Origin of the sequence: Pseudomonas sp. 2VD (assembly GCF_005503585.1) — a bacterium.
In the GTDB taxonomy this organism is placed as follows: Bacteria; Pseudomonadota; Gammaproteobacteria; order Pseudomonadales; family Pseudomonadaceae; genus Pseudomonas; species Pseudomonas aeruginosa.
Genome location: NZ_SCND01000495.1, coordinates 1 through 3,624, shown reverse-complemented (window position 1 = coordinate 3,624; position 3,624 = coordinate 1). Strand labels below are relative to the sequence as shown.

Below are 3,624 nucleotides of genomic sequence, written 5' to 3'. Positions count from 1 at the left end.
GCTTCCGTCATGAACTGCGGCGAGTATAGCCAGACCCCGCGCGCGTCCGGAATGCCCGTCCTCAGCGCTTGCGCCGTTTCGGATAGAGCTTGGCTTCGCCTGGCGGGCGGGTCTTGAAACGCCGGTGCGCCCACAGGTACTGCTCGGGCTGCTGGCGCACGCAACGCTCGACCCACTGGTTGATCCGCAGGCAATCGGCTTCCTCGCTCTCGCCGGGGAAGTCCTCCAGCGGCGGGTGGATGGTCAGGCGGTAACCGCTGCCATCGGCCAGGCGGCTCTGGGTGAACGGCAACACCCGCGCCCGGCCCAGGCGGGCGAACTTGGTAGTGGCGGTGACGGTGGCCGCCGGGATGCCGAACAGCGGCACGAACAGGCTCTGCTTGGCGCCGTAGTCCTGGTCCGGTGCGTACCAGATGGCGCGGCCGCCACGCAGCACCTTGAGCATCGAGCGCACGTCCTCGCGCTCGATGGCGGTGGCATCGAGGTTGTGCCGCTCGCGGCCACGGCGCTGGATGTAGTCGAACACCGGGTTGTCGTGCTCACGGTACATGCCGTCGATGGTGTGCACCTGGCCGAGCAGCGCCGCGCCGATCTCCAGGGTGGTGAAATGCAGGGCCATGAGGATCACCCCCTCGCCCTTGGCCTGGGCCTCGCGCAGATGCTCCAGGCCTTCTATATGGGCAAGACGGGCCAGGCGCGCCTTCGGCCACCACCAGCTCATGGCCATCTCGAAGAAGGCGATGCCGCTGGAGGCGAAGTTCTCCTTCAGCAGACGCTCGCGTTCGGCGGGCGACTTTTCCGGAAAGCACAGTTCGAGGTTGCGCGCGGCAATCTCGCGGCGCGAGCCGACCAAGCGGTACATCAGCGCCCCCAGGCCACGGCCGAGCATCAGCAGGACGGGATAAGGCAACTGCACCACCAGCCAGAGCAGCCCCAGGCCGAACCAGAGCGGCCAGTAGCGGGGATGGAGGAAAGCGCTGGAGAAACGGGGGCGATCCATGGACGGTTCCGACGACGATCAAAGCCCGCCATTCTACCCTGCCCGCCGTCCCGGCGGGACGCCGCGTTGCCGATCGATGCCGCCCCGGCTATCTGCCACGCTTGCGGGCATCCGGCGTTCTCGTTATAAGTCCCTGCAATTCAACGACCGACAAGCCCCATGAGCCAAGCCGACCTCCTCGATCAAGACCCCGTATTCCAGCTCAAGGGCAGCATGCTCGCGGTGACCATCCTCGAACTGGCGCACAACGACCTGGCGAGGCTCGAACGGCAACTCGCCGACAAGGTGGCGCAAGCGCCCAACTTCTTCCGCGACACCCCCCTGGTCATGGCCCTCGACAAGCTGCCCGAAGGCGAAGGCCGCCTTGACCTGCCGGCGCTCCTCGAGGTCTGTCGCCGCCACGGCCTGCGCACCCTGGCGATCCGCGCCGGGCGCGAGGAGGACATCGCCGCCGCCCAGGCCCTGGACCTGCCGGTGCTGCCGCCCTCGGGCGCCCGCGAACGACCGCTGGACATCAAGGACAGCGCCCCGCGCAAGCCTGCCGAAGAGCCCAGCCCGAGCGCCGGTGAAGCCAGGCCCGAGCCGGCCAAGGCGGAAGAGAAGCCCGCCGAGCCCGTCAGCCGCCCGACCAAGGTGGTGAAGACCCCGGTGCGCGGCGGCATGCAGATCTACGCCGCCGGCGGCGACCTGATCGTGCTGGCCGCGGTCAGTCCCGGCGCGGAACTTCTCGCCGACGGAAACATCCATGTGTACGGCCCGATGCGCGGACGCGCACTGGCCGGCGTGAAAGGCGACGCCACGGCGCGAATCTTCTGCCAGCAGCTGGCCGCCGAACTGGTCTCCATCGCCGGTAACTACAAGGTCGCGGAGGACCTGCGACGCAGCCCGCAGTGGGGCAAGGCAGTGCACGTCAGCCTGTCGGGTGACGTGTTGAACATCACCCGCCTTTAACGGATACTGCCGCCACTTTCAGGGACCAGAATTCTTACGTTTTTCATTGGGGTGAATCACCTTGGCCAAAATTCTCGTAGTCACTTCCGGTAAGGGTGGCGTCGGTAAAACCACCACCAGCGCAGCTATCGGCACCGGCCTGGCCTTGCGCGGTTTCAAGACCGTCATCGTCGACTTCGACGTCGGCCTGCGTAACCTCGACCTGATCATGGGCTGCGAACGCCGCGTGGTGTACGACTTCGTCAACGTCGTCAACGGCGAGGCCACCCTCACCCAGGCCCTGATCAAGGACAAGCGCCTCGAAAACCTGCATGTCCTGGCCGCCAGCCAGACCCGCGACAAGGACGCCCTGACCAAGGAAGGCGTCGAGAAAGTCATGGCCGAACTGCGCAAGGATTTCGAATACATCATCTGCGACTCCCCGGCGGGCATCGAGAAAGGCGCCCACCTGGCCATGTACTTCGCCGACGAAGCGATCGTCGTGACCAACCCCGAGGTTTCCTCGGTACGCGACTCCGACCGCATGCTCGGCCTGCTGGCAAGCAAGTCGCAGCGCGCCGAGAAAGGCGAGGAGCCGATCAAGGAACACCTGCTGCTGACCCGCTACAACCCGGAGCGCGTCACCAAGGGCGAGATGCTCGGCGTCGACGACGTCGAGGAGATCCTCGCCATCCGCCTGCTCGGGGTGATCCCGGAATCCCAGGCCGTGCTCAAGGCGTCGAACCAGGGCGTGCCGGTGATCCTCGACGAGCAGAGCGACGCCGGCCAGGCGTACAGCGATGCGGTCGACCGCCTGCTCGGCAAGGAAATACCGCATCGATTCCTCGATGTGCAGAAGAAAGGATTCCTGCAAAGACTGTTCGGAGGACGTGAATGAGCCTTTTAGACTTCTTTCGCAGTCGGAAATCGCAGAACAGCGCTTCCATCGCGAAAGAACGACTGCAGATCATCGTTGCCCACGAACGTGGCCAGCGCGCACAGCCGGATTATCTGCCCCAGTTGCAGAAAGACCTGCTGGAAGTGATCCGCAAGTACGTACCGATCGACCAGGAGCAGATCCAGGTGGAACTGGAGAACCAGGGCAACTGCTCGATCCTGGAACTCAACATCACCCTGCCGGATCGTTGATTCGCCCAGGGTCCATACTGCGGCGGCCATTGGCCGCCGCAGTCGTTTCACCGAGCCTGCCCGCCAGGCTCCCTGCCGCCTCCCGGCGATGAGCCCGTTCGCTATGCCGCTGTCCCAGATCCGAATCGTTCACCAGGATGACGCCCTGCTGGTGGTCGACAAGCCCACCCTGCTGCTGTCGGTGCCCGGCCGCGCCGATGACAACAAGGACTGCCTGGTCACCCGCCTGCAGGAAAACGGCTATCCCGAGGCCCGCATCGTCCACCGCCTGGACTGGGAAACCTCCGGCCTGATGGTGCTCGCCCGCGACGCCGACAGCCACCGCGAGCTTTCCCGCCAGTTCCACGACCGCGAGACCGAGAAAGCCTATACCGCCCTTTGCTGGGGCCTGCCGGAACTGGACAGCGGGCGCATCGAACTGCCGCTGCGCTACGACCCGCCGACCAAGCCGCGTCACGTGGTGGACTTCGAGCACGGCCGCCACGCCCTGACCTTCTGGCGTGTGGTCGAGCGTCATGAGCGCTGGAGCAGGGTCGAGCTGACAC

5 protein-coding genes are annotated in these 3,624 nt (G+C 65.8%); 4 read left to right on the top strand and 1 reads right to left on the bottom strand.

Going from position 1 to position 3,624, the window contains the following annotated elements; translation table 11 throughout:
• Positions 1-61 precede the first annotated feature (61 nt).
• Positions 62-1,000, bottom strand: a complete 939-nt coding sequence (locus FFS27_RS30435) for a lipid A biosynthesis lauroyl acyltransferase (protein WP_003091577.1) — start codon at positions 998-1,000, stop codon at positions 62-64.
• A 159-nt stretch (positions 1,001-1,159) separates the two neighbouring features.
• On the opposite strand from FFS27_RS30435, the gene minC reads away from it, so the two are divergent.
• From minC to FFS27_RS30415, 4 genes are all read left to right on the top strand, one after another.
• Entirely contained in the window at positions 1,160-1,951 is a 792-nt protein-coding gene (minC, locus tag FFS27_RS30430) for a septum site-determining protein MinC (RefSeq protein WP_003114802.1), read from the top strand.
• A 61-nt stretch (positions 1,952-2,012) separates the two neighbouring features.
• On the top strand, positions 2,013-2,828 hold the full coding sequence (gene minD, locus FFS27_RS30425; protein ID WP_003091579.1) for a septum site-determining protein MinD: 816 nt from the start codon (positions 2,013-2,015) through the stop codon (positions 2,826-2,828).
• Positions 2,825-3,079, top strand: a complete 255-nt coding sequence (gene minE, locus FFS27_RS30420) for a cell division topological specificity factor MinE (RefSeq protein WP_003091581.1) — start codon at positions 2,825-2,827, stop codon at positions 3,077-3,079. Before minD ends, minE begins: the two co-directional genes overlap by 4 nt.
• Before the next feature lie 103 nt (positions 3,080-3,182).
• A partial coding sequence (locus FFS27_RS30415; RefSeq protein ID WP_137952436.1) for an RluA family pseudouridine synthase occupies positions 3,183-3,624 on the top strand: 442 nt, incomplete at its 3' end.

Bases quoted from the DNA above. Each gene is read 5' to 3' on its own strand.
- minE (WP_003091581.1), top strand. From the start codon at position 2,825: ATGAGCCTTTTAGACTTCTTTCGCAGTCGGAAATCGCAGAACAGCGCT.
- FFS27_RS30435 (WP_003091577.1), bottom strand. From the start codon at position 1,000: ATGGATCGCCCCCGTTTCTCCAGCGCTTTCCTCCATCCCCGCTACTGG.
- minC (WP_003114802.1), top strand. From the start codon at position 1,160: ATGAGCCAAGCCGACCTCCTCGATCAAGACCCCGTATTCCAGCTCAAG.